Below are 24,948 nucleotides of genomic sequence, written 5' to 3'. Positions count from 1 at the left end.
TCTATCCCCCACGGGAACCCTCGACAACACGAGGGCTGCGGAGGATGGTAGAGATTGCAAGTAACCGACCGTCTGCCCGCTGCTGAAGGGCACGGCACGCGCCGCAAGCAGCCCAGACACCAGGGTCCGCTGCGGAGAGCGAGCCACGCTGCGGACCTAGAAGACCCGGCTCCCACTCCCCTTGTGAGCAGACCATGACTGTCAATCTCGTCACGCAGCTTGAAGTAAAGTCACACAATTCACCCGATGAAACCCGCCGTCCGGACAAAACCGTGATCGAAATCGTCACCGTTGGCGACTACACCATAGGCCGCTTCACGTTCGAGCCAGGCTGGACGTGGGCCGATTGCATCAAACCGGTGGTCCAAACCGATTCCTGCCAGGCCAACCACGTAGGGTACTGCCTTTCCGGCGCACTGGAAGTCGAGACGACCGACGGCAAGAAGATCAGCATCTCCAAAGGAGATTCCTACACCATCCCGCCAGGACACAATGCCTGGGTAGTAGGTGACGAGAAGTACTCGGCCATCGAGTTTGTCAGCGCAGCAGTTTATGGAGTCAAGCCCGAGTAGCAGCCCGGCCTCCCTTGCAACACCTCCTGCCGGTGTCCCGGATCCTTCACCCGGGACACCGGCAGGAGAACACTCGCACCCGGTGGGCGGTGGCGTCGCGAAAGCCAGGACGCAGGAGTCCCTCCCCGCGTCGTCCTGACCGCAAGAACGGCGGTTCTCCTCGCGGGACGGCCGGAGTTCGTCAGCGACCAGCTTCTCGGATGCCTCACCTTCACGGCCGGGCCGCGCCAGCGAACGCGTTACGCTCGGCGGCACAAACGCGTGTGGGCGAATCTCCCCTGCCAACCGGGTGAGTGGATATGCCTTTGGTCTTCCCTTGCCGGCCCTGCGAGTCTCTCCCCTAACGGACAAGACAACAAGCAATCGTCGACAAATCTCCTCGATGCGCGGGCAGCGCCAGCTCGGACTTCGTCCTCGAGTCCAGTCCCGCCAGACCCACCGCCTTCTTGCCTGACGCAACTACAATCTCTCCGTCTGGTATACCATAAGAAATCTTGAGAGGAGATGTCTTCGGGAGGCATTCGAGTCATTCCCTGCAAGCGCGGCATTTTTTTGCCAGATTTAGAGCAAGCTCAATCGGGCCACAGTCACCCCTCCATAGACATGGCATACCAAAACACCTATAGTTCTTTCTGAGAGAGACCTAGATCACGCTGATTTCCGGCTCCGCCAGGCCCCTCAATGCCAATCCCCAGCCGAAGGTGCACACGGAGATGCCCACAAAGCGACCACTCCAAGAGGCACGTGACCGCCATCAAGCGGCATAGCCAAGGTCCTTCCCGCCCGAGGGAAAGACACCGTCCGTTGATTCACCTTCAACTCACACATCTTGAAAGGTTTCCCATGCGCTACTTCCGCAGACCCGTCGTCGTAGGCTGCGTCGCCATCGCGGCGGCTGCAACATTGGCCGGATGCACGAACGCATCACAAACGTCCGGTTCAACAGCGGCAGGCTCAGCACCCTCGAACGGTGCAACAGAGCAGATTTCGGCCGCGCCGCTCAACTCCAAGGCTGCCGCCCTCCTGCCTCCCCAAATCGCCTCCAAAGGGATCCTGACGGTCGCGACCGACCCTACGTATGCACCGTTTGAGTTCTACGGGAGCGATAACAAAACAGTTGTCGGGTTCGACGCCGACATGGCTGCGGCCATTGGCCAGACGCTCGGAATCAAGATTCAAATGGTCCCGGCGACTTTCGACACGATCCTTCCCGGAATCGCGTCGGGCAAGTACGACATCGCCATGTCGTCCTTTTCGGTGACCCCTGAGCGGCAGAAGCACGCTGACTTTGTGGTGTACGAGGCCACCGGATCAGGGCTTGCGGTCTTGCCAGGGAACTCCAAGAAGCTCTCGCTCGACGATCCATTGACCATGTGCGGGCTGAAAATTGCTGGAGAAAAGGGCACAACGCAAGCGATTACGTTCCTGCCCGAATTCTCCAAGCAATGCACCGATGCCGGTAAGCCGGCATTGGACATTCAACTTTTCCCGTCCCAGGACGAAGCAAACCTTGCCCTGACCTCTCAGAGGGTGGATGGTGTCATGTCCACCAGTGTGTCTCTGGCGTACCAAGGCAAGCTCGCGAATGGACGCTTCGAGCTGGCGGCAGGCAAAGAATTCAAGGCGGCGCCCGGAGGAATCGCCCTGCCCAAGGACTCACCGCTGACGCCCGCAATCGCCGCCGCTGTCAAGGCTCTGACCACCGATCCCGCTTATGGCAAGATCTTCCAGAAATGGGAAGTACCCGCCGGAGCCGAGATCACTGCCGCGCAGGTTGGCTAGGCAGTGTCAGCCGTGACCGTCCGTAAGAACATTGCAGCAGCCGCAGACGGCTACGTTGTAGTACAGCACAGACATCCCGCGCGATGGGTTGCTGCCTTGCTAGTGGCCGCACTATTCGGCCTCCTGTTGTACTCCATGGCCACAAACCCCCGGTTCGGTTGGGATCAGGTCGCTTTGTATTTTCGCGATACGACCATCATCAACGGTATTGGCATTACCCTCGGCCTGACTGCCGTCTGCATGGTTGTTGGTGTGGCTCTTGGCGTGGTGCTGGCCGTCATGCGGTTGTCAGTGAACCCGTTAGTCAGAGCGGCCGCTTCTGGATACGTCGGATTCTTCCGTGGCACGCCGGTTTTGGTGCAGTTGTTGTTCTGGTTCAACTTGGCGGCACTCTACCCTGATATCACCTTCGGCATTCCCGGTCTGCACCTGGATGCCAACTCTCTGATCACTCCGATGTTGGCGGCAATTCTTGGCCTGGGTCTGAACGAAGCCGCCTACATGTCCGAAATCGTACGGGCAGGCATTGTCTCCGTTGACGACGGCCAAAATGAAGCATCGGCCGCTCTCGGACTCACCCGAATGCAAACGATGCTCAAGGTCACCCTGCCCCAGGCGATGCGCGTCATTATTCCGCCGACAGGCAACGAAGTGATCGGCATGCTCAAAACAACGTCCTTGGTCAGCGTGATTGCCGTACCGGAATTGTTGTACTCATCCCAGATCATTTATTCGAAGAATTTCCAGGTAATTCCGCTCCTGCTGGTGGCAAGCATCTGGTACATCATCATCACCACCATCTTCGGCATGGGCCAGTACTACCTGGAACGGCACTTTGCCCGCGGCTCACATCGCAACCTTCCGCCGTCAACGCTGGCGAAAGTACTGATCCTTTTGCGAACACACGCACCCCTGGCCGTCCGAAAGGCTCCAATGCAATGAATACAATGGAAAAGCCGCACGTAGCCGCTGACCCCGCCAAGAACCAGGCCATGGTCCGTGCGGTTGGTGTCCGCAAGAGCTATGGATCGAACGAAGTCTTGAAGGGCATCGATCTGGAAGTACAGCCAGGGGAAGTGGTTTGCCTGATCGGGGCGTCCGGTTCAGGCAAAAGTACGTTCCTGCGGTGCATCAACCACCTGGAAAAGATCAACGGCGGCCGCCTCTGGATTGAAGATCAAATGGTGGGATATACGGTCAAGGGCCACAAGCTCCATGAGAAGACCCACGCCGAGATATGCCGTGAACGCGCCAACACAGGGATGGTCTTTCAGCACTTCAATCTGTTTCCTCATTTGACGGTGATCGAAAACCTCCTGCTGGCACCCAAGATGGCGCTGGGCCAGAGTCCGGAACAATCTCGTCCCAGGGCCATCAGCCTCCTGGAACAGGTCGGGCTCGCCGACAAAGTGAATGCGTATCCTCGTCATCTCTCTGGCGGCCAGCAACAGCGTGTCGCCATTGCCCGCGCTTTGTGCATGCAGCCCAAGCTCATGCTGTTCGACGAACCGACGTCAGCCCTGGACCCGGAGTTGGTTGGCGATGTCCTCGCTGTGATGCGGCAGCTTGCGGCATCGGGGATGACGATGATCGTCGTCACCCATGAGATGGGCTTTGCCCGCGATGTGGCAGACAGAGTCGTCTTCATGCATGGCGGGCGCATCATCGAACAAGGCCCCCCTTCGGAGGTTCTCGGCAACCCACAGCACGAACGCACCCGCGCCTTCCTTGCCTCTGTCCGCTGAGAAAACGTGACGCCAGCTCGCTAAACACCGCGGCATCCTCGATCGAGCTGGTGGCCGTACCGGAGCAGCTAGAGCTTGAGCCCAATTCAGACTGGGCCGCTTGATGGGGCCGATAAAACGAGAGAGCCACCCCTGCGGGTGGCTCTCTCAATTTCCAAAAAGTTGAGGCCTCACTCGGCGGCATGAACTTGGTCCACGCTTCGAATAAGGCCTCTATGGTGGAGCTGAGGGGACTCGAACCCCTGACCCCCTGCATGCCATGCAGGTGCGCTACCAGCTGCGCCACAGCCCCGAACTTTGCTCGCCGGGAACTTCCATCCGCGCCGGAGCAACTCGTCAATACTAAACCACAAGGATGTGAGATAGGAAATCGAACGCCGTCAGCTTCGGACAGATGAGGTGCGGTCGATTACTCGGCCGCACCTCCCCCCATTCCTGCCCTCAGCTGGTTGCTTCAAAACACAACGAGCCACTGCTTTAAAGAGTAGAGTCAGTATCGCCATTAAACAAACCGTTCAACCGGTTTATGACGCGCCGGGCGCCGGAGAGACCAAGCAGGAGGTAGAAAATTCAGCAAGGGCGCCGCGGAATGTCTCCGGCTTGTACCCCGAGATCCGCCAAAGACGTTCAGAGGAGTACCAATGGTCCGTCGTGACCAAGTCAACCTGGTGGCCGGTGAATCCCGCGGCCCGCAATGCCGCGCCCGCACGTTCGTCATTCCCCAGAAACCTCGGGTACTCCACGCCAAATGCCGAAGCGACGCTTCGCAAGAGGAGGGACACCGGAACGGGTTCCGGATATGCAGCGTGGAAAGCTTGTCCGGATTGCCGAGGAGCCAGCGCAAGCCCGGAAATCAACCTTCCCAGCGCTTCCACACCGATGAGCGAGAGCAACGCCGAACCATCACCGGGCCACCCGCCAGCCACATTCATGACTTTGAGCAGGCCCGGAACGAACCACCGGTCTCCCGCTCCAAACACGAGGTTTGGACGAACTACTTCACCCCCGTAGGCGAGGACCATTTGCTCCGCTATGGCGCGGCTGGAGCTGGCCACGGAGGCCGGGTGATAGCGAGCTTCGGTTTCAAGGAGGCCGCGGTGGGGGCCAGTCCCGTAAACACTGCAAGTACTGACGTAGATCAGCCGGTGAACACCGGCTTGCCGGCACTGCTCAATGACGTTGCTTGTGCCAAGTTCGTTGATCTCATGGGCAAGACGAGGGTCGGAGCCCACATATGATGCGGCGTGGACTACGACATCCGTACTTGCCAGGACTGGGATCAGGCTCCCAGGAACCGAAATGTCGGCGGACACAATGGTAGCGTTATGGTTTCGTAGCCCGATGCGGGGTTTTCGTGAGAGCGCCACAACGTGCGCCCCTCCGGATCCGGCAAGCGACGCTGCGACCCGACTTCCAATGAAGCCGGATGAACCCAGGACCAAAATCCGGGGCGCGTGTTCAACAGACGTTGGCATTGCCCTCACCGGTCCGCGGGATCAGTCGGATTCATGTACTCAAGTATCCCGGATGCAGAAACCGGAGAGGTCTCCACGCTGATCATGCAACAACGTGCCAAAGCCACCCGAACAGCAGTGATTGAGGGAGCAGCCTCGATCTTTGAAGAGGTCGGATACGGGAATGCGAGCCTTAGCGACGTCACGGAGCGCGCCTCCGTCACCAAGGGCGCGCTGTACTTCCATTTCAAGTCGAAGGAAGACCTGGCGCTCGCCGTCATCGCCGAACAGCACAACATTGTGCGTGTCGCGGGCGAGAAGATTGCCGCCGCCGGGTTACCGGCACTGGAGACAATGATCGCCATGTGCAGGACATTCGGGCAACAACTGCTTGATGAGCCAATCGTGCGGGCAGGCATTCGGCTGACATTTGAGGCCTCGGCGTTCAACGGAGATGTCAAGGGCCCCTACTTTGACTGGGTCGCCACCATGGAGATATTGACCCGCCAAGCACAACTGGAGGGCGACGTCCGGCCCGATATTGATGCCGCAGACTTCGCCCGGTACCTGGTTGCGTCCTTCACGGGCGTCCAAATGGTTTCCAACGTGCTGACCGAACGACGGGACGTTCTCAAGCGGATTGACGACATGTGGCGTTTCATCATGCCGGCCATCGCGCCGATCCAGCCTCACGACGCAGAGACTCCCTGAACTGTCACGGGACTTTGACCCGGGCCAACAAGGACATCAGGGTCTCCTCGTTGTGCCGCATCCGAACCCTCATGACAGCGTGGGCGTTGTTTTCCCCGACCGGGGTCACAGCAACATCCACGGGATAACTGAACTCGACCAACTTCGTGAAGTCCGCCTCGAACACGGCAAAATCCGCATCCGGTCGTGAACAGGCTGCGCGCACAGCCTGCCTCGCAGCCTCCACCAGGAGCATTCCAGGGACGTGGTCAAGAGGATGGTCGAAGAAGATGGGATGGGTTGGATCAACTCTCAGCGGCCAGACGAGCGGGCGCCGGCTTTGCCCGAGCATCACGTTCCGCTGGGTGGCATGCCCGACGTCGGCGCAGGCCAGCAAGTCTTCGCCGGCTGCGGGCGGCTCCGTGGGGACCGTTCCACGAAATCGCTCGTACGTCGCCGGATTCACAATGCGGGCGCCTGCTGTCCCCTCCCCTATGGCAGTGCCGTCAACAAGGAACCGTGCCGACACTGTCAGAGCAGAGAGCTGCCCGGCACTAAGTTTCATGTCCTTGACATCCAGTTCGACGGCGACTTGCGCAGGAACCAGGGGATCCAGAGCCGTGGGTTCGACGGAAATGCCCATGTGGGGCATGATGAATTTGTGCGTCAAGGGAACTCCGCACAAATGGGACAAGAAGATGACTGCCTGCCTCAACGTCTCAGCCATGAGCGCAGAATCCGGTGAACCGTCCCGCGATCCATAAAACACGTGCCATCGCGGCCATTGCGCTCCCGCAACGAACCGTCGGGAACTTGATTGAACAAAGTCAGTCAAGAAGACTTCCGAAACGGAGCGCTTATGAACAAGCTCCCGCCGGACGGATGCTTCAAAAAGCGCCACATCGCTCATCCGGTCCCCCATTCCTCCCAGAACCTGCCAGTCCAGCCAAAGCTGCTGTTGCGCTCACCATTAAACGACCAAATCTTATCGGTTAGGAGGCCTCACGGGGTTATCGAAGAGGCTCAACCCCGCGACATTGACAAACCTTCTAGTCGGTTTGTAGCTTGTTCCTATGGACATTGGCGACACCGGCAGCACCCCCAAGGGCGCAGCCACACGCAGTGAGATCCTTCGGGTTGCCGCGAATGTCTTTGCGCGAAAAGGCTTCGAGCAGACCCGGATGGACGACATCATCCGCGAAGTCGGGCTCACGAAGGGAGCCATCTATTTTCATTTCTCTTCGAAAGCATTGTTGGCGCAGGCCGTCGTCGACGAGCAAAAGGCACGTTGGTTGCGTCGCGTCCAGGAGGAAATTCTCAGCAAGAACAATCCACCTGAGGAGTTGCGCAATCTCGGGGAGTTCATGGTCAGAACCGTCCTGAGCGACTCTTCGGCGTGGGGCGTGGTGCACCTTGCCAATCAGCTGGCCTCAGTAAAGGGCCACCCAGGGGGCACCTCTCCGCTGGCCGCTTGGGTGGACCTCGTGGCGGGCATCCTGCAACGGGGCCGCGCAAGTGGCGTCTTGACGTTTTCGGGAGATCCCAGTGACGCCGCAACGGTGATTGTGGCCGCATTCGATGGACTGAAGTCCGTCACCGATGCCCTCGATCCCCGGGATCTCGACGCCTTCGAACGGCGCGCGACACTTCTCTTGCAAATCCTCGAGCGGCAGTTCATTTCCAGCTAGCAAAGCGTCATGCCAAAAACCAAAGACCTCCACCTTTAGCCAAAAAACAAACCGCACAGTCAGTTTATTAGGAGTAGAAATGAACATCTCAACCCAAACAGCACTCATCACAGGAGCGTCCACAGGCATCGGTTCAGTCTTTGCCCGAAGGCTGGCCGCTGAGGGCGCCCGCTTGATACTGGTTGCGCGCAGCCAGGACAAACTTGACGAGCTAGCACGCGAACTCCGTCAAACCGGCACCGAAGTGACCGTCCTGGCCATGGACCTGAGCCTGCCGGACTCAGCCAAGGAACTCCATCTCGCCACCGGAGCCCTGGGACTCACGGTGGACATCCTGGTCAACAACGCAGGCTTCGGAACACACGGACAAGTTCTCCACGCCGACGCCGATCGCTTCAGCGAACAGATCTTGCTGAACTGCTCCACCCTGGTCGGAACAACAACGCGATACCTGCCCGGCATGGTCGAGCGCGCCACAGGTGCCGTCATCAACATCGCGAGTACGGCGGCGTTTCAGCCAATTCCCCACATGGCCGTGTATGGCGCGACAAAGGCGTTCGTGCTTTCATTCACCCAGGCGCTCTGGGCCGAAACCCAAGGCACGGGCGTGAAGGTCCTTGCGGTTTGCCCGGGCGCCACGGACACGCCCTTCTTCGAAACCGCCGGCGAGGCGGCAGCCGCCGGATCCATGCGAACTCCCGAGCAAGTGGTGGACACCGCCCTGTCCGCGATCCGCGCGAACAAGCCGAGCGTCGTGGACGGCAGACTCAACTCCTTTGTAGCCCGCGTGGCCGTCAAGCTGCTCCCGGAGAAGTTGGTCATCGCGGCCGCGGGACGGGCCGTCCGTCCGGCCAACTAGCAAGCAGTAGGTGTCGTTTTGAGCGTTCAAAACGACACCTACTGCCAGTCAGTTGGGCTACCACACGACAACGGGCAGCCTGGCACCCTAGGTTCCCTGGATGATTCCTATTTGAACGATGCCTGTGTTGACGAGTGTCTTTGCCAGGTAGACAACCTGGCCGGAATGTTCCACGGTCTGGGTCAAAATCAGTACCGGGTCCTTTGCATCGAGCTCAAGTAGCGCGCCGCGCGCCACGCCCGGAGTGCCGGCCGCGATGTCCGTCTCTCCGGGACCAAAGGCCGGGCCGACGGCGGAGATCAGGTTGGCCAACAGCGTCGCCTCTTGCCCGATGTCGTCCGCGACGGCCCGTGCCGCTTCGGGATCACCTTCAGTGAGCGCCCCCGTCCTTGCCACGTGCTCCTGGACCAGGGCAATGGGTGAGCCGTCGCGCTTGAGGACGCTCTCGAAGAACCAGGAAGGCTCGTCTTCGCGGATGCCAAGGGGTTCGGCGGTGAACACCGACGACGACGGGTGCAGAACATGCTGCGTACGGCAGACCTGGACGCCGGAACCGGCCTCGGCCAAGATCTCCTCCATGGGCCTGATCCGCTCGAGGCCTACACGCGGCAACCGGGTGGCCACAAAACGGCCAATGCCTCGCCGGGAGCGTACGTAGCCGTCTTCTTCGAGAAGCATGAGGGCCTCCCGGACCACTGTCCGGCTGACCTTCATTGCAGAACCAAGGTCCGTTTCCGAAGGCAATAGCGACGAAACGGGGAAGAGCCCCGCGCGGATCGCGCTCATGATGCGCGAGTACACCGCAACGCGCAGCGGGATGTTGGCCGAGGCATCCAAAGGTTCCGAAAGAACGGCTTCAGCACTGCGATCCAAGATGACTCCCTTCGTCGATATTGAGAGTTTACGCGATGGGTATTCCAAGCTTGTATAACAAGCGTGTATGATTCACATATAAGCCACCTTGTGCTCTGCGCCACACCTGCATCGAGCCGCCTCCCGAAGCCGTTTTGTTTCAAACAAGGAAGTTTGTCCATGACAACCCAACCGCGTACCGCGCTTCCGCACCGGCGCAAAGCAGCCCGAGTGCCTGTCCTCATCGCCACGCTCATCCTTTCGATTCTCAGCTACCAACTCAACGCCAGCCTGTTCTCCGCGGCCCTGCCAGCCATGACCGCGCATTTTCAGGAATCCACGGAGAACGTGGCCAAGGTCCAGTCGCTGTTCTTCCTGACCGGAGCGGTCCTCGGCATGGCGTTCTCCCGCTGGAGCGACTTCCTGGGACGCCGACGCACCCTCCTGATCGTCCTCACGTTGATGCTGTGCGGCACGGTCCTCTGCCTGTTGGCGCCGAACCTGACCATCCTTCTCGTGGGCAGGGTTCTACAAAGCACAACGAGCGCCACGTTCACCATTTCCTTCCTGCTCCTGTCGGAACGCTTCAGCAAGCGTCTCTTCGGCATTTCCGTCGGGGTTATCTCGGCGGTCAACGGCGGGATCGGCGGACTCGACGGCTTCCTGGGCGGTTTCATCACCGACACGATCGGCTGGCAGTTCCTCTTTGTCTTGGTCCTCGGCGTGGGCGTGATCGCGATCATTTTGGTCGCCGTCGTGGTCCCCAAAAGCTCGGCCCGCAAGAGTGAAGGGCGCATGGACTGGTGGGGCGCGGGCACCTTGGGAACGTTCCTGGTTCTCTTGAGCAACCTGATCGGACAGGCTTCTACCTCCGGATGGGGCGATGTCTGGACACTTGGCTATCTCGCGGGCGCCGTGATTGCCGGGCTTGCGTTCGTCTCCGTGGAAAAGAGGGTGGCCCGTCCGTTGATCGCCATCGAGCAACTGCGGTCCCGCCAGGTATGGCCCGTCCTGGCCAGTACGGTGCTGACGCTCGCCGGCATCTTCTCGGCGCTCAACTTCACCGTGATCCTCCTCAGCCAGGACGCTAAGGCCGGATACGGTTTGTCAGCCTCAATGTCCGCCCTCCTGTATTTGACCCCCACAGCGTTCGTTGGCGTGCTGACCGCGGTGTTCTCCGGCTGGTTCGCGCAGCGCATCGGCTGGTTCAAGGCGCTGCGGATCAGCAGCGGGCTGATCGTCGTGGCTGCGGTCGCGGTCGCCATCTTCGCCGGAGATCGCTGGATGGTTTTCGCCCTGCTGATCATCATGGGAATCCTGTACCTCGGCCAGTTCCAAAGCACTGTCAGCGGCATCGCCGTGCTGAACTCGCCCAAATCGGCACCCGGTTCCGTGCCCGGCCTGAACGGGGCCTGTTTCGGGATCGGAGCCAGCGTGGGAATCGCCGTCGTCGCACCGTCAGTCGCCGCCGGAACCATCGCCGGCTACCAAACGGCCCTCTGGATCTCCGCGGGCTTTGCCCTCGCAGCTTTTGCTGCTTCACTGATCCTCCGTCCGGTCCCTGCGAGCGCCGCAGCGGCTCCCGCCGTCGTCGTCGCCCATGCTTAACGCAACCCCGTCACCCACCTACGAAGGAGCACCATGACAACCACCACACCGCAGCCGTTCTATCTCGATTGCGATACCGGCATCGACGATTCCTTGGCAATCGCCTATCTGTTGGCGAGTCCCGAGGTTGAGCTGGCGGGGATCGGAACCGTCAGCGGAAACGTGAGCGCCGCCGTTGGGGCGAGCAATACCCTGAACCTGCTCCATGCCGCCGGCCGGACCGGGATTCCGGTCGCCGTGGGTGCCCACGATCCCCTCACCGGCACGTTCGACGGCGGGGCTCCCCACGTTCACGGGCACAACGGCATCGGCGGGATCACCTTGGGCGAGTCCGGGGTTGAGACCGAATCAGAGACTGCCGCAGAAATGCTTGTGCGCCTCGCCCACGAATATCCCGGCGAATTGCGCGTCATCGCTGTCGGTCCGCTCACCAATCTGGCCCTCGCGCTGGAATTGGACCCGAAGCTCCCGGCACTCGTCCGCGATGTCACCATCATGGGCGGAGCCGCATTTGTGCGCGGAAACATCAGCCCTGCCGCCGAGGCCAACATCTTCAATGACGCGGAGGCCGCGGCCGCCGTGATGGATGCTGCCTGGCCGGTTACTTTGGTCCCCTTGGACGTCACGATGAACCACCGTTTCGACGAGACCCACCGGGCGGCGCTTGCGGCTTCCGCGCATGCAGTGGCCAGCGCACTGTCCGGCATGCTGGACCAGTACTTCGCCTTCTACACCACGATTTTCGGCGAGCGCTGCGCTGCCCTCCACGATCCCCTCGCAGCGGCCATCGCTGTCGGTGCCCTTGAGCTCGACGACGCCCCGCACGTCGGAATAACGGTGGACACGAGCGTAGGTGCCGGGCGCGGCAAAACCCATTGTGAGCGGTTCGACGGCGGAGCCGCCAACGGCCGGGAAGTGCCGGAACGGGCGTCCCGGGTTGTGTTGTCCGTCAAGGGCGACGCCGCTGCGCACCTTTTGGAGCGAATCCTGTCCCTGCCGACCGCCAGCTGAAAGGCTTTACGATGAACACTTCCGAGAACGCTGCGTCTTCCGGCACCGAGCCCAGCCAGGCCGACCTCGAGTTGCTGCACCGCGCCATTTCCCTCGCCCGGGCGGCCCGGGACCGCGGCGATCACCCGTTCGGCGCAATCCTGCTTGCCCCGGACGGGACCGTTGTGGAGGCCACGAACACTGTCAACACGGAACACGATCCCACCGGGCATGCCGAGACCAATTTGGTCCGTCTCAGCGCCACGACGCTTGATGCCGGGGCATTGGCCGGCAGCACCCTGTACACGAGCACCGAACCATGCGCGATGTGCACGGGAGCCATCTACTGGGCGGGCATCGGACGTGTGGTCTATGCCTTGTCCGAGAAGGATCTTGCCTCGATCGTCACCGAACAGTCCGGAGTGCCCACCCTCGATCTCCCCTGCCGCGAAGTCTTTGCCCGCGGCGGCCACAAGGTCATGGTGACGGGTCCGGTCCCCCTTCCCGAGGCAACAGAAGTCCATGTGGGCTTCTGGCACTAAACCGGAAACCCGACACCGCCATCCAGCACCACTAGAAGGACAACTCATGCCCATCCCCACCACGATCACAGTTGTTGGCAGCCTCAACGTCGATCTGACGTGCCGCGTCCACCGCCTCCCCTCCCCCGGCGAAACCATCGGCGGAGGCACCCTTACCCGCCAGCCCGGCGGAAAAGGAGGCAACCAAGCCGCGGCCGCTGCAAGGCTGGCGGGTGCGGCCCGCATGGTGGGCGCGGTGGGCGAGGACCCGGATGGCCGGCTCCTCATGGAGGCCCTGGAGCGGGCAGGGGTTGATATTTCGGCAGTGGAGCAGGTCTCCGCGCCTACGGGCACGGCGTTGATCGTGATCGACAGCGATGGTGAAAACCAGATCGCCGTTGCGCCTGGCGCCAACACTCTGGTTTCCCTGGATGGCGCCGACCTCTCCGACGGTGGGCCGGTCCTCGCACAGCTGGAGATCGCCGTCGAAACCGTGCTGGAAGCCGCGCGCCGTACCAGCGGGTTCTTCGCCCTTAATGCGGCGCCGGCCCAGACGCTTCCAGCCGAGCTTCTGGAACGATGTGACCTGGTGATCGTCAATGAGTCCGAGTACGAACTCATTCCCGAGCTCCGGAACGCCAAACGGGTGGCCGTGACGTACGGCGCCGGCGGGGCATCCATGTACTCACAAGGGCTCAAGACCGCCCATGCGCCCGCGGCCAAGACGAGCGTCGTGAACAGTGTGGGTGCCGGTGACGCCTTCTGCGCAGCACTTGTGCTGGCCTTGGCCTCGGGTCTGGGTGAGGAAAGCAGCCTGGCGACAGCTTGCGCGGTGGGGGCCGCCGCCGTCGGGAGCGAACTTTCACAACCGGAGTTCGAGCGGCTGGACCATTACGTGGATGGGCGTTCCGTCCGGCGCGCCTAGCGCGTCGGAATACCGTCAAGGAACGTGGTGAGCACGCGTGCCCGCGCCAAATCCTCCGGTGCGAGGGCAAGGGGGTCGCTCTCAAAGACGGTGAGGTCTGCGCGTTTGCCGACGGAAATCGAACCCGAGTCAGCTCCCAGCCCGGCCGCTGCCGCCGCGTGCGTCGTGTATCCCTCCAAGGCCATGAGTGGGGTGAGTGCCTGTTCAGGCTGTATGGGCTTCGTTTCCGGCTGTTCAACCGGCCTGCGCAGGATGGAATCCGCCATCATGGCACGGGGATCATAGGGGGTAATCGGCCAGTCGGACCCCAGGGCCACCGTCACCCCGGCCTCACGGAGGTCCCGGCAACGCCAGCCCCGGGATGCCCGCTCTGCGCCTAGCCGCACCGACCAATTGTCGCTGCGGTCTGCGCGGGTGTGGTGCGTTCCGTGGACGGGTTGCATGCTCGCTGCCACACCGAGTTCGGCAAAACGCGCGACGACGTCGTCCGGGATGGTCTCGATGTGCTCGATCCGGTGCGCTGCCCGGTAGCGGTCCTCGCCAGCGGCGGCGAGCGCATCGAGGACGTAGCGGACTCCTTGGTCCCCGATGGCGTGCGTGGCGGTGGGAATTCCGCGCTCCACGAAGAACCTCAGGGCCTTTTGAAAGTCCTCCGGGTCGGTCCATACCGATTCGTTGTTCTCGCCGTAGATGTCTGGCTGCTCCAGCCAGGCCGAGCCGTTGTCGATGGTCCCGTCGATGAAGAACTTGACCCCTTCGACCTTCCAGCGCCGGCCTCCGGTGCCTTGGAGCGCGGCAATCTCCTCCAGCTCGCTTCGAGACACACCGGCGTTGACCATGGGCGAGAACCGCAGGCGCACCGGCAACTCTCCAGGGGACTCAAGGCGGGCGGCCAGTTCAGCCGAACCTTCGACGAAGTCCATGACATGCGTTGAAGCGATCCCGACGTCGGCCATCTCGCGCAGGAGCGTCCCGAGCCGTTCCGCCCGAAGTTCGAAGCTCTCCTGGGGAATGGCCTTTGTGACGAGGTCCAGGGCACTGAACTCCACAATGTAGCCAGTCGGTTGGCCGTCGTCGTCGACGTCGATCCATGACTCGTCGGCAAACTCGACCGCGCCGGTGATACCGGCGGCCGCGAGCGCGGCGGAGTTGATGATGGCGGAGTGGCCGTCACGCATCCGCAGGAACATGGGCACGTCGCGCGTGGCGTCGTCGAACACCTTGCCATTGAACCCGGTTTCGGTGAAGAGGTTGGGGTCCAGGCCCCAAGCAATGACCCATTCGCCTGAATCGGCCGCGCGAGCGGCCTCTCCAATGATCCTCTTGACTTCGTTTAGCGGCCCGAGGTCTGTCAACTGCACGCCCCGAGCGAACTCGAGGCCGTACACCACGTGGGTGTGGCTGTCGTTCAAGCCGGGGACGATGGTGGCGGCCCCATAGTCCAGTGTGGCGGTTCCCGGGCCCCGGTAGGTTTCGACATCCTCGGCGCTGCCGACCGCGAGGAGGCGGCCTTCCTTGACGGCAATCGCTGTTGCGCCTTCCGTTTGGGGGTCAAGCGTGTGGATGCGGCCGGCGAGGATGATCGTTTCGGCTGCTGTCATGGCATTCTCCTTGGCAATTCCTTTGGTGGTGGTGAACATGCCTAGCGGCTGATCGTGACGGTTTCCCGCTTCAGGTCCGCGAAGAGGGAATCGACGCGTTCCTGTTCGGCCTGTGTCGCAGGGTTGGCCAGGGAGACCACTAAGTAGACGGTGAGGTTGACGATCAGGCCTGCAACGCCCGAGGTGAGTCCTCCAAGCCACGGAATAGACAGGGGGCTCGGGTACATGAGTTCAAGCACCGCGGCCACCAGGATGCCGGAGACCATGGCGGCGTTGGCCGCAGCCGCGGTTCCACGGCGCCAGAAAATGCCCAAGAGGAGGGTCGGGGCGAGCTGGCAGATGGCTTGATAGGACACGAACGCAATGACAATCAACCCGGAGACTTGGTTCGCTGTTGCGAGGGCTACTGCTGCGGAGACAACCGTGACCGCGGCGACGGCGATCTTGGCACCTTTGGAGGATTCAACGCGTTCCCCGCTCCTAGCTCCGACCACGTCGTTGGCGATCTGGGTGCCGAGCGCCTGGAGGTTGGCACCCACGTTGCCCATGGTGGCTGCGACAACGCATATCCCCGCCACCGCAACCAGGCCAACGCCTCCGATTCCGGCCATGATGAACCACACGGTGTCCGGGGCATCGGACACCCCTGGGACACTTGAGGCGAGCAGGGACATGGTGGTGAGCGCTGCGGAGAAGATGAACAGGAGCGGCGCGGCCTGCAAAGCGGACTTCTGGACCGTGCGCGGGGACCGGACGCTGAACATGCGGACGAACAGGTCCGGCCAGCACCAGGCACCCATCATTCCGGTGAAGATCAGGGAGAACAGATAGAGCGCTCCGGCGGGGCTGTTCAGGCCTGGCAACTGAAGAAGTTGGGGTGCGATCGCTCCAAAACCATGGCCGTTGGCGAAGAGCCAGACCAGCAGGCCCAGAATCACCAGGAATCCGATGCCGTAGGCGAAGAGACCCTGGACCATGTCACTGATGATGATTCCGCGAGTCCCGAGCTTGACAGTCCAGATCTGGCGGGCGGCAATGAAGAGCACGCCGATCATCACGGCCAAGTATGGAGAGACTTGGCCGAAGGAAAGCGTGGAGAAGACAAGGCCCAGCGATTGCATGCCGAGGACCACCCAGGGCACGGAGGCCAGGACGCCGATGACCGCCGCGATGACCCGCACGGACCGGGAGTGATAACGCAGCCCCAGGAGGTCCGCCTGCGTACGGAGGTCATGGATCCGGCCCCACTTGTTCACTGGTGTACCGAGGAAGAACATCAACACCACGCTGAGCAGCGAATATGACAGCGAGTACATGCCCATGACGCCCGCACTGGCGCTCAGCCCGGCGAAGGCGATGAACACCGTCCCGGCAAGCCATGTGTTGAGGAAGGACATCGTTCCGAACCAGGAGTTGAAGGAACGTCCGCCGGTGGCGTAGTCGCTCATGGAGGAGTCCCCGCGCCGACCACGGTTCATGACGAACACCACCAGCGCGGTGAAGAGGAGGATAGCGCCGTAACCGATCACCATGTTCATGCCGATTCCCCTCCTTCATTGCCGCTGGCCTTCCACAACGCGAAGAGGGACAGGGTCACCAACGCATTAGCCACCAGGAAGTACCAGACGGAGGACTGTCCGTCGCTGAACAGCCAATGCACAGGCGGAGCGAGCAGGAGCAGGAAATCTACCACGAAGATCGTCCTGCGAACGTGACTTCTACTGTCCGAAGTCAAAACGGGTGTGGACATTGGGTTTCCATTCTTCCGGGACATCATTGGCCGAATACGGAGATTTTCAAGAGCTGGAATGGTTTGCGGGAACGTTCCCGCAAATAAATTCTGGAGCGGGCATCGCCCAATGTCAAGAGGTAGAGCCGGTCGGCCTAGGATGAGGACATGGCGAGAAGCAGAGCGACGATTGTGGACATTGCGCGCGAACTTGGCCTTTCGAAAACGACAGTCTCAAGCGCCTTGGGCGGCACGGGCCGGATCTCCGATCAAAAGCGCGAACTGATCCGCGAGACGGCCAACCGCCTCGGCTACGTCACCAATCGCGCAGCCCGCAGCCTCCGGGTCAGCCGCATCGGCACCATCGGCTTATACATCCCACCCGTAGCCCGCAGCCTGGCCTTCTACATGGACTTCGCTTTCGGAGTCACCGAGGGAGCTTCTGCAGCCGACTACGATGTCATGCTCTTCGCGCGCGAGTTCTCCCCGGAGCGGGCGTTCCAGGTGGACGGCGTGATCGCCATCGATCCAGCGCCGGGCGAATCCCTCGTGGCCGCCCTCCTTGAGGAGGGCGTACCCACCGTGACCGTCGGCAAGTACGCCGGCCCCGGCGAGGAACGGGTGCGGGGAACACTAGAGGCCCACCACGCTGAATTGCAGACCGCCGTCCTGGACCACCTGCTATCCCGCGGACGACGACGTCCGGCACTGATCGCCGTCGACGACGCTTTCTCGTCATCATGGGCTGTCGAAACCCGCAACACCTACCTGGACTGGTGCCGCCACAAGCGCATCGAGCCCAGGGTGTACGAGGTCGGAGCAAACGCAAGCCCGCGCGAGCTGGTCGCCGCCGTGACGGACGCCGTCGACCATGGTGGAGCCGACGCCATTGTTTGTGGCTCCCAAGGACATGCCGCGCAATGCCAGATTGTGCTCGAAGGCCGCGGCCTCACGCTCGGCAAGCAACTCGACCTCGTATCCTTCGCCGGCATTCCTTCCCTCGAAGCCGGGAACCCCCACATCACGTCGATCGACCTCGCCGCACGGAAGTATGGGGCGGCCGCAACCGAACTCCTCGACGTCGTCATCCGGGAAACGGACGGAGAGCCCATTCACCGATGGTTCGACGGCGCGAGCGTGCGTTTCGCCCTATGAGCCGACGAGCTATCCAGCCGGAGGCGGTACCAGCGAACCGCGGGCCGCGCCCACCATGCCTTCCACCGCGCGGGCAAGGTGCGTACCGCGGTCGCTGACGCCGTCCCAACGCACCAAAGCCTGCGCGTTCAGGCCATCCACCATGCCCAGGATCTGCCAGGCTACGGACGGAGCGTCAAAAGTCTCGAACTCACCGGCCGCGATCCCCGCTTCGACAACGCCCTGCACCACTTCTTGCCAAGCATCCATCTGCTCACGGACGCAAGCCGCAAGTGCCTCGTTCCGGCGCCCCAGGGTCCACGCCTCGACCCAAATGGCCGTGACGTCGATACGGCTGTTATCCATGAGCGTCTCGAGCAACATCCCAAGCCGCTCCAAGGGAGTCGGCAATCGATCGAGGAGACCCGAAACCTCGTCAGTCTCCGCAGCTACGATGGTCGCAAAAATACCAGCCACCAGGGCATCCACATTGGGCTGGTAATGCGCAACAAGGCCTGAAGCCACGCCCACCCGCGCAGCGACGTTGCGCAGCGTGATGGCCGAAAGCCCCTGCTCAAGCGCTATTTCCTTGGCAGCTTCGGCTATTTCGGCCGCGCGTTCGGCCGGCGTCTTCCGCCCAGTGCGTTTCTGTATGGTGCTTGACATCACACAACAGTCTAAAGTAAGTTTTCAACCTATTGATCATGCGATCAATAAGAAATCCTCAACACGCCGAATCGAAAATGCTCTGCCCCAAGCCAAGGCAAGGACGCCCTGGCCAGCGGGCAACTACCTCAAAACCCACAGGAGACTTCCATGGCCTGGAGAATGCCAGCTGAAACCGCACCACACGAGCGCACCTGGATGGCGTTCCCCCGCACCGGCCTGACGCTGGGCGACGACCCGGCGTCAGCGGAAGAGGCCTACGCCACCTGGACCGCCGTCGCGCACGCCGTGTCCGAATTCGAACCCGTCACCATGGTGGTCGACCCGAGCGAACGCGACCGGGCCAATCGCATGCTCGGCTCCGGGATCGAGCAGCTTGAAGCACCGCTCGACGAATTCTGGATGCGTGACGTCGGGCCCACCTTTGTCGTCGACGACGAACGTCCAGGCGTGCTCGGCGCAGTGGATTGGATCTTCAACGGCTGGGGCGCGCCGGCCTGGTCCGAGTGGCAGAAGAGCGCCGGGATGGCACGCTTCGTCGCCGACAAGGCCGGTGCGGAACTGGTCGCTTCGCTGCTGGTCAACGAAGGCGGAGCCATCCACATCGACGGTGAGGGCACCGTGCTCGTCACCGAAACGGTTCAGCTGGATCCAGCCCGGAACCCCTACGCCGACAAGGCACGCGTCGAGGCGGAACTGTCCCGAACGCTGGGCACCACGCACACTGTGTGGGTACCGCGGGGCCTCACCCGTGACTACGAGGACCTCGGAACGCGCGGCCACATCGACATGGTTGCCACCCTGCCTTCCCCCGGCCGGGTCTTGTTGCACTCACAGACCAACCCCGAGCATCCCGATTTCGAGGTCAGCCGTACCCTGCAACGTTTCTTCGAGACCCAGAAAGACGCCACAGGCAAGCCGTTCGAGATCATTCCGCTGCCTGCGCCTCAAACCCTGCGCGACGAAGAAGGCTTCGTCGACTGGAGCTACGTCAACCACCTTGTGGTCAACGGCGGCGTGATCGCCTGCGGGTACGGCGAAGAGCGAGCTGACGCGCTGGCCGCCGAGATCCTCGCTGAGGCCTACCCGGGCCGCCGCGTCGTCACCCTCGACGCCAGGCCGATCCTTGCCCGGGGCGGAGGCATCCACTGCATCACGCAGCAGCAACCCAAGCTCAACGGGCCGGTGGCACGATGAGCCGCTTCGACGTCGTCGAAGCCTCGATCGCGCAACTGCGGGCCGCTCTCGACACCGGCCAGGTGACCAGCGAGGAACTCACCCAGGCCTACCTGGACCGCATCGACGCATACGACCGCAACGGCATCAAACTCAACGCACTCGTGGTGATGAATCCGGAGGCGCTCGCAGACGCCCGCGCCTCAGACGAACGCCGGACGAGCGGCACCACCCTCGGGCCCCTTGACGGCATTCCGTACACCGCCAAGAACAGCTATCTGGCCAAGGGGCTCACGGCCGCTGCGGGCTCCCCCGCGTTCGAAAACCTCATCGCCCAGCGCGATGCCTTCACCATCGAGCGCCTCCGCGCGGCAGGCGCCGTGCTCATCGGCCTGACCAACATGCCGCCGATGGCCAACGGCGGCATGCAGCGCGGCGTCTACGGCCGCGCCGAAAGCCCATACAACGGCGATTTCCTCACCGCGGCTTTCGGTTCCGGCTCCTCGAACGGCTCGGGAACCGCGACCGCGGCGAGCTTTGGAGCCTTCGGTCTGGGCGAGGAGACCTGGTCCAGTGGGCGCGCACCGGCGTCGAACAATGCCTTGTGCGCGTACACGCCCTCGCGCGGGGTCATTTCGGTGCGAGGCAACTGGCCCCTGGTCCCCACCATGGATGTGGTGGTGCCCCACACCCGGACCATGGCAGACCTCTTGGAACTGCTGGATGTCATTGTTGCCGACGACGCCGAAACCCGCGGCGACTTCTGGCGCGCGCAGCCGTGGGTTGAGATACCGGCCGCATCCCAGGTCCGTCCGGCATCCTACCCGTCACTAGCACCTGCGGGCCCCGCCGGCGCTCGCTCGGCCTTGAAGGACAAGCGCTTCGGGGTGCCGCGCATGTACATCAATGCAGACCCTGACGCAGGCACCAGCGAAACCCCCGGCATCGGCGGACCCACCGGCCAACGCATCCAGACGCGCGATTCCGTGATCGAACTCTGGGAAGCCGCGCGGCGCGACCTCGAAGCAGCAGGAGCCGACGTAGTACTCGTGGACTTCCCCGCCGTCTCCAACTACGAGGGCGACCGTCCTGGCTCACCCACTATCGCCACCCGCGGACTGGTGAGCCCGGAGTTCCTCCGACGAGAAATCGTCGATCTCTCGGCGTGGGCCTGGGACGACTTCCTCTCGGCAAACGGGGATCCGGCGCTTAACAGCCTGGCCGACGTCGACGGCACCGCGATCTTCCCGCACCCCAAAGGCGCGCTCCCGGACCGCTATGACGGGTTCGACGACGACATTGCCGACTACCCCGCGCACATCCGTGCACACCGGGTATCCTCCGTCACCGATATCCCCCACCTCGAAGAAGGCCTCCGCGGCCTCGAAGAGACCCGCCGGGTGGACCTCGAGGAATGGATGGACCGCCTCGGCTTGGACGCTGTCATCTTCCCTGCGGCAGCCGACGTCGGACCGGCCGACATGGACCGCAACGACGCCTCAGCTGACCTCGGCTGGCGCAATGGCGTCTGGGTCGCCAATGGCAACCTCGTTCCGCGGCACCTAGGCATCCCGACCGTCACGGTTCCTATGGGGACCATGACCGATACTGGCATGCCCGTAGGGCTCACCTTCGCCGGCCGCGCCTACGACGACACCACACTCCTGGCCCTGGCCGCAGCCTTCGAAGCCACGGGCGCGCGCCGCACCGCTCCCCCGCGCACGCCGCGCCTCGACTAACGGATCAGGTGGACTCGTCGTCGAAAGGAGCCTTCTGCCCGGCCGCCAACCGCACAACCGGGCGGGCAGGAGGCGACGCCGGAGGCGGTGTTTGGATGGAGGTGACAGGCTGCGGAGGGGCCTCTTCCTCCAAGAGTGCTTCGCGGATGATCCGGCGCGGATCGTATTGGCGTGGATCCATTTTGCGCCAATCGATGTCCTCGAATTCCGGGCCGAGCTCCTGGCGGAGCTTCTCCTGCGCGCCGGAGGCCATGCGCCGCAATTTGCGGATAAGCCGTCCAAACTTCCTCGCATACTCGGGAAGTTTCGTTGGTCCAAGAACCAGCACAGCGATGATCAGGAGAAGGACCACCTTCTCGACCGAAATGTCGATCATGGATCCATTCTAGAGCTGCCGTTGGGCCGTTCGCGTTGACGTCCGGCCAGCTCCGATGGCCCTCACTTAACTCAAGAAACGTGTCCGGGATTTCGAAGGCGCAAGAAGGTCCAACAGGACTACGATGGTGGCGCCGGGTACTCGGCAGCCGTGGTTCCTTGGGGCTATCCCGGATGAGGATGTGGGTTCATGAGCGAAACAGCCGTACACAAGACAAATCCCACTCGCGCCGCATTGTGCGTGGGAATCAACACCTTCAAGAATTTGCCGCAAAGCAGTTGGCTCCACGGGTGCGTCAACGACGCAAACGACCTCGCGGCCCTGTTGCGGGAGCAATACGGTTTCGCCCCTGAAGACGTCACGGTCCTGGTCGATGCCGAAGCGTCAAAGACGGCCGTCCTTGGGGCGTTGACCGGGCTGGTGGAACGCGCGGAAAGCGGAGACCTAGGCCAGATTGTGTTCACCTTTTCCAGCCACGGCACGCAGATCCCGGACACGAATGGCGATGAGGCCGACGGCCTGGACGAATGCTTCGCGTGCTACGACATCGACAGCGCCGGCGATTCCTGGAACAAGGACACCGTGATCATCGACGACGAGTTGCACGAACTGCTGCTTCGCCTTCCCGCCGCAGCACGCATGGACGTTGTCCTGGACACGTGCCACAGCGGCACCGGCCTGCGCGCCTTGGACTTGATCCCGGGGCGGCGCCCCCGATTCCTGCCGCCCCCGACCCCCGAGGGACTAAGGGACGTGGAGAACCTCGAGACCACCCGAAAGCAGTCACTGAAGGAACTGTCCGAGCGCACCCAAGGCGCCGACGGCGGACAAGCGGTGCTGATGGCCGCGTGCAGGGACGACCAGACCGCCACAGATGCGTTCATTGACGGCAGATACAACGGAGCATTCACCTACCATTTCGTCAGGACCCTCAAGACGGATCACTCCTTGTCCAGAGCCGAGCTGCTCAAGGCTGTCTCGAAAGCGCTCAAGGAGGGTCGGTTCGACCAGGTGGTGCAGCTGGAGGCCACTGCTGCCCAAAAGAACGCCAGTTGGGGATCCTGAGACTGGCCTAGGAGACGGCGTAGAACGCGACGGCGAGCCCAGCAGCCATCAGGGCCTCGCGGACCCCCTTCAGGCGAGGGACAGCATGCGATTTGCTTTCGGCAGGCATCGCGAACGTGCCCAGCAGCCACCCTGTGGCCGCGAAGAGCATGAGCAGGGCTCCCATGATGTCAACAAGGATGGCCCCGAGTTCGTGTGCTGGATGATCCGAAGCCGATCCAGTTCCACTCGCCGCGGAAAGCAGCACCCAGCCTGAAAAGGCCGTCATCAGCGCGCCATAGATCGCTGAGAATCGACCGGTCTGTCCGGGCACTTTCCCCTGGTACACGATTCTCGCGGCGAAAGAAACGAAGACAAGGCCGATCACTACCCCCAACGGCACGACGGCGAGCGGCGCCCATCCCAGCCCCACCACCACCATCGCCGCGGCCAGGACTCCTGCGGCGGCCGCCTCAATCCGGGCAGCTACGCTTGTGGCCCGGAAGATGGCTCCGAAACCCAACACAGCTGCCGCCCCGAAAAGCAACAGCAGAGCACTGACAACAAACCAACTTCGGAACATACCCTGTCAATCCTCCTGCGCACTTCCGGCTGAATACCACTCGCAGTCATATCACCCCGGAATGGGAGAACCCTGCACGCCCTGCAGCGTCCGGGTCTCCAGGAACCGGAGAGTCCGCGCCGTCCTTGGACCAGGGCGTGTCGGTCACCTCTGGAACAGCAGCGCAATGACTCCGGAGCGGACAATGATTGTGGCCCCGAGAACGATGTACACCGCAGGGATGACCCAGTTTCCGGCCGGGCTCCAGACACTACCTCGTTGGAGCAAGGGGTCTTGCGCAGTGCACAATCGCGCCTAGCGGTGCCGGCCGCGGCAGGGAAAATTTCCCTTGCTGGCGCCATCGACCCGGCCGTGGCAGCATCGGACGATGACTACAGATACCCGCCCGTACGTCGAGCCCGAGCGCCCGGAACCTGCAGTTCCGCTACTCGGCGGGGACGTGACGGAGGGGCTCGTCCGGGTGGGCGATACAGTCCGGCGCCCTGCAAGCGACGCTTCGCAGCGGGTCCGCCGTCTCCTGGACTTCCTGCAATCGGCCGGATTCCAGGGAGCGCCCCGTTTCCTGGGCATCGACGAAAGCGGCCGAGACACCCTGAGTTTCATTCCTGGGGACACCGCCGGCCGCCCTTGGCCGAGCTGGGTCGCCGACGAATCGAGTGCCGTCAGCGTGGCGCGCTTGGTGCGGAGCTACGACGATGCTGTGAAGCCGCTTGGTGTACCCGGCTGGGCACGCACGGGCGCCGATGCCGATCCTCAAGGGTGCCCGAGCTCGATTGCGGGACCGGCAACATTCCTCGCCCACATGGACATCACCCCGGAGAATGTCGTCTTCCGGGACGGTTCCGCCGTCGCCCTGATCGACTTCGATTTGGTGCGCCCCGCAAGCCGGGTGGAAGAAGTCGCGAACTTGCTCCTCTGGTGGGGCGCCTGGATGCCCGTCAGCGACCGCGATCCCGTGATGCGAAAGGTGGACGCAGCCTCCCGGGGTGGCACGCTGCTAAACGCATATGGCCTTGGTCCGCTTGATCGCGCCGAGGTAGTTGACGTGGCCAGGAACGCCGCGGAGCGCTCCTGGCATTTGATGAGGCGCAGGGCGCTCACAAAGGGCGGCGGCTGGAAGAGGATGTGGGATGAAGGCGTCGGTGACAAGATTCTTCGCCGCCAAGCGTGGCTGGCCGAAAACGCGGCAGCTCTCCACGCCGCAATAACGTGAC

25 protein-coding genes and 1 tRNA gene are annotated in these 24,948 nt (G+C 62.5%); 16 read left to right on the top strand and 10 right to left on the bottom strand.

Annotated features, from left to right (window positions below; genetic code table 11):
• Nucleotides 1–194: 194 nt before the first annotated feature.
• The 4 genes from AC1DLO_RS09270 (at nt 195) to AC1DLO_RS09255 (ending at nt 4,099) form a co-directional block, all read left to right on the top strand.
• The gene (locus AC1DLO_RS09270; RefSeq protein ID WP_476914465.1) at nt 195–572 is read left to right on the top strand and encodes a cupin domain-containing protein; all 378 of its coding nucleotides are present in this window, start codon (nt 195–197) and stop codon (nt 570–572) included.
• A gap of 843 nt (nt 573–1,415) precedes the next feature.
• A complete protein-coding gene (locus tag AC1DLO_RS09265; protein ID WP_476889939.1) occupies nt 1,416–2,354 on the top strand; it encodes an ABC transporter substrate-binding protein in 939 nt (312 codons plus the stop codon).
• Between the two features lie 12 nt (nt 2,355–2,366).
• Nucleotides 2,367–3,296 (top strand): amino acid ABC transporter permease, encoded by a 930-nt coding sequence (locus AC1DLO_RS09260; protein ID WP_476889940.1) that lies wholly within the window; start codon nt 2,367–2,369, stop codon nt 3,294–3,296.
• Nucleotides 3,293–4,099 carry an amino acid ABC transporter ATP-binding protein gene (locus tag AC1DLO_RS09255; RefSeq protein WP_476889941.1) on the top strand — a complete coding sequence of 269 codons (807 nt, stop codon included), beginning with the start codon at nt 3,293–3,295 and terminating at the stop codon, nt 4,097–4,099. Before AC1DLO_RS09260 ends, AC1DLO_RS09255 begins: the two co-directional genes overlap by 4 nt.
• A gap of 216 nt (nt 4,100–4,315) precedes the next feature.
• Here AC1DLO_RS09255 and AC1DLO_RS09250 read toward each other — a convergent pair.
• Nucleotides 4,316–4,391 (bottom strand) — tRNA-Ala (locus AC1DLO_RS09250).
• Nucleotides 4,392–4,623: 232 nt separating this feature from the next.
• The gene (locus AC1DLO_RS09245; RefSeq protein WP_476889942.1) at nt 4,624–5,574 is read right to left on the bottom strand and encodes an NAD-dependent epimerase/dehydratase family protein; all 951 of its coding nucleotides are present in this window, start codon (nt 5,572–5,574) and stop codon (nt 4,624–4,626) included.
• A gap of 33 nt (nt 5,575–5,607) precedes the next feature.
• On the opposite strand from AC1DLO_RS09245, the gene AC1DLO_RS09240 reads away from it, so the two are divergent.
• Nucleotides 5,608–6,264: a ScbR family autoregulator-binding transcription factor gene (locus AC1DLO_RS09240; RefSeq protein WP_260404716.1), complete on the top strand. Its 657-nt coding sequence runs from the start codon at nt 5,608–5,610 to the stop codon at nt 6,262–6,264.
• Nucleotides 6,265–6,268: 4 nt separating this feature from the next.
• On the opposite strand, the gene AC1DLO_RS09235 is transcribed toward AC1DLO_RS09240, so the two are convergent.
• A complete protein-coding gene (locus AC1DLO_RS09235; protein ID WP_476914464.1) occupies nt 6,269–7,153 on the bottom strand; it encodes a ScbA/BarX family gamma-butyrolactone biosynthesis protein in 885 nt (294 codons plus the stop codon).
• 163 nt (nt 7,154–7,316) lie between these two features.
• Here AC1DLO_RS09235 and AC1DLO_RS09230 point away from each other — a divergent pair, with 163 nt between their 5' ends.
• Entirely contained in the window at nt 7,317–7,931 is a 615-nt protein-coding gene (locus tag AC1DLO_RS09230; RefSeq protein WP_476889944.1) for a TetR family transcriptional regulator, read from the top strand.
• A gap of 79 nt (nt 7,932–8,010) precedes the next feature.
• Nucleotides 8,011–8,790, top strand: coding sequence for an SDR family NAD(P)-dependent oxidoreductase (locus AC1DLO_RS09225; RefSeq protein WP_476889945.1), 780 nt, complete (start codon nt 8,011–8,013; stop codon nt 8,788–8,790).
• Nucleotides 8,791–8,877: 87 nt separating this feature from the next.
• On the opposite strand, the gene AC1DLO_RS09220 is transcribed toward AC1DLO_RS09225, so the two are convergent.
• On the bottom strand, nt 8,878–9,663 hold the full coding sequence (locus AC1DLO_RS09220) for a GntR family transcriptional regulator (protein ID WP_476889946.1): 786 nt from the start codon (nt 9,661–9,663) through the stop codon (nt 8,878–8,880).
• A 159-nt stretch (nt 9,664–9,822) separates the two neighbouring features.
• On the opposite strand from AC1DLO_RS09220, the gene AC1DLO_RS09215 reads away from it, so the two are divergent.
• From AC1DLO_RS09215 to AC1DLO_RS09200, 4 genes are read left to right on the top strand one after another with little or no spacing between them, the layout of a single operon-like run.
• The gene (locus AC1DLO_RS09215) at nt 9,823–11,250 is read left to right on the top strand and encodes an MFS transporter (protein ID WP_476889947.1); all 1,428 of its coding nucleotides are present in this window, start codon (nt 9,823–9,825) and stop codon (nt 11,248–11,250) included.
• Between the two features lie 33 nt (nt 11,251–11,283).
• Nucleotides 11,284–12,261, top strand: coding sequence for a nucleoside hydrolase (locus AC1DLO_RS09210; protein ID WP_476889948.1), 978 nt, complete (start codon nt 11,284–11,286; stop codon nt 12,259–12,261).
• A gap of 11 nt (nt 12,262–12,272) precedes the next feature.
• Nucleotides 12,273–12,782, top strand: a complete 510-nt coding sequence (locus tag AC1DLO_RS09205; RefSeq protein WP_476889949.1) for a nucleoside deaminase — start codon at nt 12,273–12,275, stop codon at nt 12,780–12,782.
• A 46-nt stretch (nt 12,783–12,828) separates the two neighbouring features.
• Entirely contained in the window at nt 12,829–13,686 is an 858-nt protein-coding gene (locus tag AC1DLO_RS09200) for a ribokinase (protein WP_476889950.1), read from the top strand.
• On the opposite strand, the gene AC1DLO_RS09195 is transcribed toward AC1DLO_RS09200, so the two are convergent.
• The 3 genes from AC1DLO_RS09195 to AC1DLO_RS09185 are packed head-to-tail and all read right to left on the bottom strand — an operon-like array spanning nt 13,683 to nt 17,037.
• The gene (locus AC1DLO_RS09195; RefSeq protein WP_476889951.1) at nt 13,683–15,287 is read right to left on the bottom strand and encodes an amidohydrolase; all 1,605 of its coding nucleotides are present in this window, start codon (nt 15,285–15,287) and stop codon (nt 13,683–13,685) included. The two genes, AC1DLO_RS09200 and AC1DLO_RS09195, sit on opposite strands and share 4 nt — an antisense overlap.
• 41 nt (nt 15,288–15,328) lie before the next feature.
• A complete protein-coding gene (locus tag AC1DLO_RS09190; protein ID WP_476889952.1) occupies nt 15,329–16,825 on the bottom strand; it encodes a sodium:solute symporter family protein in 1,497 nt (498 codons plus the stop codon).
• On the bottom strand, nt 16,822–17,037 hold the full coding sequence (locus AC1DLO_RS09185; protein ID WP_476889953.1) for a hypothetical protein: 216 nt from the start codon (nt 17,035–17,037) through the stop codon (nt 16,822–16,824). Before AC1DLO_RS09185 ends, AC1DLO_RS09190 begins: the two co-directional genes overlap by 4 nt.
• Nucleotides 17,038–17,184: 147 nt before the next feature.
• Here AC1DLO_RS09185 and AC1DLO_RS09180 point away from each other — a divergent pair, with 147 nt between their 5' ends.
• The gene (locus AC1DLO_RS09180) at nt 17,185–18,171 is read left to right on the top strand and encodes a LacI family DNA-binding transcriptional regulator (protein WP_476889954.1); all 987 of its coding nucleotides are present in this window, start codon (nt 17,185–17,187) and stop codon (nt 18,169–18,171) included.
• Nucleotides 18,172–18,180: 9 nt separating this feature from the next.
• Here the strand turns inward: AC1DLO_RS09180 and AC1DLO_RS09175 are convergent, their stop codons facing one another.
• Nucleotides 18,181–18,816, bottom strand: coding sequence for a TetR/AcrR family transcriptional regulator (locus tag AC1DLO_RS09175; protein WP_476889955.1), 636 nt, complete (start codon nt 18,814–18,816; stop codon nt 18,181–18,183).
• A 150-nt stretch (nt 18,817–18,966) separates the two neighbouring features.
• On the opposite strand from AC1DLO_RS09175, the gene AC1DLO_RS09170 reads away from it, so the two are divergent.
• On the top strand, nt 18,967–20,013 hold the full coding sequence (locus AC1DLO_RS09170) for an agmatine deiminase family protein (protein ID WP_476889956.1): 1,047 nt from the start codon (nt 18,967–18,969) through the stop codon (nt 20,011–20,013).
• The gene (locus tag AC1DLO_RS09165; protein ID WP_476889957.1) at nt 20,010–21,731 is read left to right on the top strand and encodes an amidase; all 1,722 of its coding nucleotides are present in this window, start codon (nt 20,010–20,012) and stop codon (nt 21,729–21,731) included. The genes AC1DLO_RS09170 and AC1DLO_RS09165 overlap by 4 nt, the downstream gene beginning before the upstream one ends.
• Nucleotides 21,732–21,735: 4 nt before the next feature.
• Here the strand turns inward: AC1DLO_RS09165 and AC1DLO_RS09160 are convergent, their stop codons facing one another.
• Nucleotides 21,736–22,107: a sec-independent translocase gene (locus AC1DLO_RS09160; RefSeq protein WP_476889958.1), complete on the bottom strand. Its 372-nt coding sequence runs from the start codon at nt 22,105–22,107 to the stop codon at nt 21,736–21,738.
• 189 nt (nt 22,108–22,296) lie between these two features.
• Between AC1DLO_RS09160 and AC1DLO_RS09155 the strand changes: the two genes are divergently transcribed.
• On the top strand, nt 22,297–23,172 hold the full coding sequence (locus AC1DLO_RS09155; RefSeq protein ID WP_476889959.1) for a caspase family protein: 876 nt from the start codon (nt 22,297–22,299) through the stop codon (nt 23,170–23,172).
• Nucleotides 23,173–23,179: 7 nt separating this feature from the next.
• On the opposite strand, the gene AC1DLO_RS09150 is transcribed toward AC1DLO_RS09155, so the two are convergent.
• Nucleotides 23,180–23,734, bottom strand: a complete 555-nt coding sequence (locus AC1DLO_RS09150) for a hypothetical protein (RefSeq protein WP_476889960.1) — start codon at nt 23,732–23,734, stop codon at nt 23,180–23,182.
• A gap of 367 nt (nt 23,735–24,101) precedes the next feature.
• Between AC1DLO_RS09150 and AC1DLO_RS09145 the strand changes: the two genes are divergently transcribed.
• The gene (locus tag AC1DLO_RS09145; protein WP_476889961.1) at nt 24,102–24,947 is read left to right on the top strand and encodes a phosphotransferase; all 846 of its coding nucleotides are present in this window, start codon (nt 24,102–24,104) and stop codon (nt 24,945–24,947) included.
• Nucleotide 24,948: the final 1 nt, after the last annotated feature.

The sequence above is a fragment of the Arthrobacter sp. 01T419 genome (assembly GCF_056398865.1).
Note: the sequence above shows the minus strand (reverse complement) of the source record. Positions and strands in the feature narration are given on the sequence as shown.